At 60.4% G+C, this 4,328-nt stretch carries 2 protein-coding genes; both read right to left on the bottom strand.

The features are described 5' to 3' along the window. Window positions 1–89 precede the first annotated feature (89 nt). The gene (locus AC1DLB_RS22800) at window positions 90–3,116 is read right to left on the bottom strand and encodes a multidrug efflux RND transporter permease subunit (protein ID WP_477744532.1); all 3,027 of its coding nucleotides are present in this window, start codon (window positions 3,114–3,116) and stop codon (window positions 90–92) included. 13 nt (window positions 3,117–3,129) lie between these two features. Beyond that, window positions 3,130–4,278, bottom strand: coding sequence for an efflux RND transporter periplasmic adaptor subunit (locus AC1DLB_RS22795; protein ID WP_086946095.1), 1,149 nt, complete (start codon window positions 4,276–4,278; stop codon window positions 3,130–3,132). Window positions 4,279–4,328 lie beyond the last annotated feature (50 nt).

Here is a 4,328-nt window from a genome sequence, read left to right as displayed (position 1 = left end):
GACTTTCTCAGGGACTGAGGCCACAGAGTTGAACAGATTGAAGCCCAAATAAAAGGCCTCGCAATTGCGAGGCCTTTTGCTTTTTGACGTTAAGGTTTATCGGGTTTGGCCAGCAATGTGTAAATGCATGGCAGCACGAACAAGGTGAACAGCGTCCCGATCGACATCCCCGTTGCGATCACCGTGCCGATGTCGAACCGGCTGACGGCTCCCGCGCCCGTGGCGATGATCAACGGCACCATGCCGAACACCATTGCCGCCGTGGTCATCAATACCGGGCGCAGACGAATGGCCGCCGCTTCCTCTACCGCTTCGCGAGGTGTCAGGCCTTTCTCCTTGCGTAACTGGTTGGCGAACTCGACGATCAGGATCCCGTGCTTGCTGATCAGTCCGATCAACGTCACCAGCCCCACCTGGGTATAGATGTTCATACTCGACCAGCCGAGGAAGAGCGGGATCAATGCGCCACAGATCGACAGCGGCACAGTCACCAGAATCACCAGCGGATCGCGGAAGCTTTCGAACTGGGCCGCCAGCACCAGGAAGATGATCGCCAAGGCCAGGGCGAAGGTGACCCACAGCGCGCTGCCTTCCTGAACGTATTGCCGTGAGACACCGGCATAGTCGATGGCGTAACCCGTGGGAGCCTCTTCCCGGGCGATCTGGCGCACGGTGTCGATGGCTTCACCCATGCTGACCAGCGGGACCCCGGAAAGAATCGCCGAGTTGAGTTGCTGGAACTGGTTCAACTGACGCGGCCGCGCGCGGTCGGTCACGGTGATCAGGGTCGACAGGGGCAGCAGTTCGCCCTTGGTGTTCCTGACGTAATAATGGTTCAGCCAGTCAGGGTTATCGCGGTAGGGCCGTTCCACCTGAGCGATGACCTTGTAGCTGCGACCTTCGATGGTGAACCGGTTGATCTCCGCCTCGCCCAGCATCGTCGCAAGAGTACCGCCCAGGTCCTGCATGGACACACCCATCTGCGCAGCCTTGGCGCGATCGATATCCACCACGACTTCGGGCTTGTCGAAGGCCAGGTCGACGTCGACAAAAGCAAACTTGCCGGATTCCATCGCTCTTTTTTTCACTCGGTCCATCACCTGCAGCAGCGCCTCGTAGCTGTTAGCCGAGTTGATCACGAATTGAAACGGCAAGCCCTCGCCGGTGCCTGGCAGGGACGGCAGGTTGAAGCCGAATATTTGCAGCCCGGGAATGCTTTCCAGTTTGCTCTGGACCAGCGGCAGGATCTGCATCTGGGTCCGGTGGCGTTCATTCCAGGGTTTGAGCAGGAAGCCGCCGATCCCCGATTGCACGCCGTTGAAGCCGTTGATCTGGAACGAGGAGTAGTACTCGGGAAACTCCTTGAAAATGGCGACGAACTCGTCGGTGTAGGCGTTCATGTAGTCGAGGTTGGCTGGTTGCGGGGCGTTGGCCATCATGAAGATCACGCCCTGGTCTTCGTCCGGCGCCAGTTCCGACTTGGTGAACTTGAGCAGTACTGGAATCAGGCACAGCACGATCACCGCGAACACCAGCACTACCGGCCGGGTGTTGAGAGTGCCGTGAAGCACGCGCTGGTAGCGGCGTTTGAGGCCTTCGAAGATCACGTCCAGGCGATGGGCCAGGCCGCTGGGGTTTTCATCGTGGCGCAGCAGCATGGCGCACATCATCGGCGACAGCGTCAGAGCGACGACACCGGAAATCACCACCGCCCCGGCCAGGGTCAGGGCGAACTCCTTGAACAACGCCCCCGTCAGGCCGGTCAGGAAGCCGATCGGCGCATAGACCGCCGCCAGGGTGATGGTCATCGACACCACCGGCATGGCGATCTCCCGTGCGCCCTCGATGGCCGCATCCAACGGTGTCTTGCCTTCTTCGATGTGCCGGTGGATGTTTTCCACCACCACGATGGCGTCGTCCACCACCAGCCCGATGGCCAAGACCATCGCCAGCAAGGTCAGCAGGTTGATCGAGTAGCCCATCATCTGCATGAAGAACATCACGCCGATCATCGACAGCGGAATGGTCACCACCGGGATCACCACCGAACGCAGGGCGCCGAGGAACAGGAACACCACCACAATCACGATCAGCACCGCTTCGAACAGGGTTTTCAACACCTCGTCGATGGAGGCCTGGATGAACAGCGTGGCGTCGTAGGCGATTTCGCCCTTGAGGTTTGGCGGCAGCTGGGCTTCCAGGTCCGGCATGATCTTGCGCACTTCCTTGATCACGTCCAGCGGGTTGGCGCCGGGTGTGGCCTTGATGCCGATGTACACCGAAGGTGTGCCGCCGAAGGAGCTGATGGTGTTGTAGTTCTCCGCGCCCATCTCGACCCGCGCCACGTCTCGCAACAGCACACGACTGTCACCGTCGACCTTGAGCGGAATTGCGCCAAAGGCCTCGGCGGACTTGAGTTCGGTGTTGGCGTTGATGCTGGTGACCACGTACTCGCCTTTCACTTCGCCGGCGGCGGAGAGGAAGTTGTACTGGCGCACGGCGTTGGTCACATCGCTGGCGCTCAGGCCGAAACCGGCGAGCTTCACCGGGTCCAGCCACAGGCGCATGGCGAACACCTGGTTGCCGAGAATCTCGGCTTCGGCCATGCCCGGCAGGGTCGCCAGTTTCGGCTGGATAACCCGGGACAGGTAGTCGGTGATCTGCGGGTTACTCAGCTCGTTGCTGAAGAAACTGATGTACATCAGCGCCGAGGCGCCGGTGGCTTCCTTGCTCAGCACCGGGTCTTCGGCGTCCTGGGGCAGCTGGTTCTTGACCTCGTTGGCCTTGGCCAGCAGTTCGGTGAACAGGCGGTCGGTGTTGGAACCGATGCGCGCGTAGATCGAGATCACCGAGAAGTTCTGGCGACTGACCGAGGTCATGTAGTCGATGCCCTCGGCGCTGGCCAGGCTATGCTGCATCGGTTGGGTGATATAGCCTTGGATGGTCTCGGCGTTGGCTCCGGGATAAGCGGTGGTCACCGTGATCAGGGCGTTTTCCATTTGCGGGTATTGGCGCAGCGGCAACTTGCTCCAGGCCTGGAAGCCCAGCAGCACTATCAACAGGCTGACCACGGTGGCGAGCACCGGGCGGCGGATGAACGGATCGGTAAAAGCCATGGGGATTCCTTGATCAGTCAGCGCGTGGCTGACTGTTCTTCTCAGCCAGGGTCTTGTCGTCGCTGATGGCAACGTGCGCGCCGTGGTCCAGTTTGAGCTGACCAGCCGTGACCACTTTTTCGCCGTTCTGCACGCCTTTGGTGATCATGACCATCCCGTCGCGGCGCTCGCCGGTTTCGACGAAGCGTCGTTCGGCGATCAGAACCGGTTCGCCCTTGTCGTCTTTTTCGAGGCTGCCGTCTTCGGCCTTTTTCTGCGCGACGACATACAGCGAGTTGCCATAAAGGGTGTAGCTGATCGCGCTTTCCGGCACCACGATGTGCGGCTGCGGGTCGGGCAACAACACCTGCAGGCTGGCAAACATCCCCGGCAGGAGTTTGCCATCGGGGTTGGCCAGGGTCGCGCGCACCAGCACGTTGCGGGTGCTGCTTTCTACCTTCGGGTTGATGGCGCTGACGGTGCCGGGGAAAGTTTCCGTCGGGTAGGCCGAGACAATGACCTGTACCGATTGGCCGAGGGTGATCTTCGGCACGTCCTGCTCGGGTACAAAGAAGTCGACGTAGAGGCTGCTGAGGTCTTGCAGGGTGGCGATCATCGTGCCGCTGGCCACGTAGTCGCCGACGTCTACCCGACGAATACCGATGGTCCCGCTGAACGGTGCGAGGATTCGTTTTTTCTCCAGCGCCGCCTTGAGCTGATTGACCGTGGCCCGGCTCTTTTGCAATACCGCCGAGAGTCGGTCGAACTCACCTTTGGAAATAGCCTGGCTGCCTACCAGTTGGCTGCCGCGACCGTAATCCAGTTGCGCCAGTCCCAGGTCGGCCTGGGCGGTTGCCAGCAGGGCGGTTTCCACGGCGCTGTCGAGTTGCAGCAGCGGCTGACCGACCTTGACCTTCTGTCCTGACTCGAACTGAACTTCCTTGACGGTGCCGTCGACCTCCAGGCTCAGATCGACCCCTTGCAGCGCCGTAAGGGTGCCGACCGTTGGCAAACGGCTTTGCCACGGACGTTCGGTGGCGGTGGCCACGGCGACGCTGATCGGTGGTTTCGGTACAGAGAAGCCCTTCATCATCGTATAGATGGAGAAGGCTTTGTAACCGGCCAGGACCAGCACGATTAGCAGGACAACACCCAACATGATCAGCATGCGGCGACGCAGCATATTTCCATTTCCTTGGAGAAAATCAGGTGAGACAGGCGAAAACATTACTC

The organism is Pseudomonas sp. 05N434 (genome assembly GCF_056396965.1).
The sequence above is the reverse complement of the archived record's forward strand: the minus strand, read 5'-3'. Positions and strand labels throughout refer to the sequence as shown.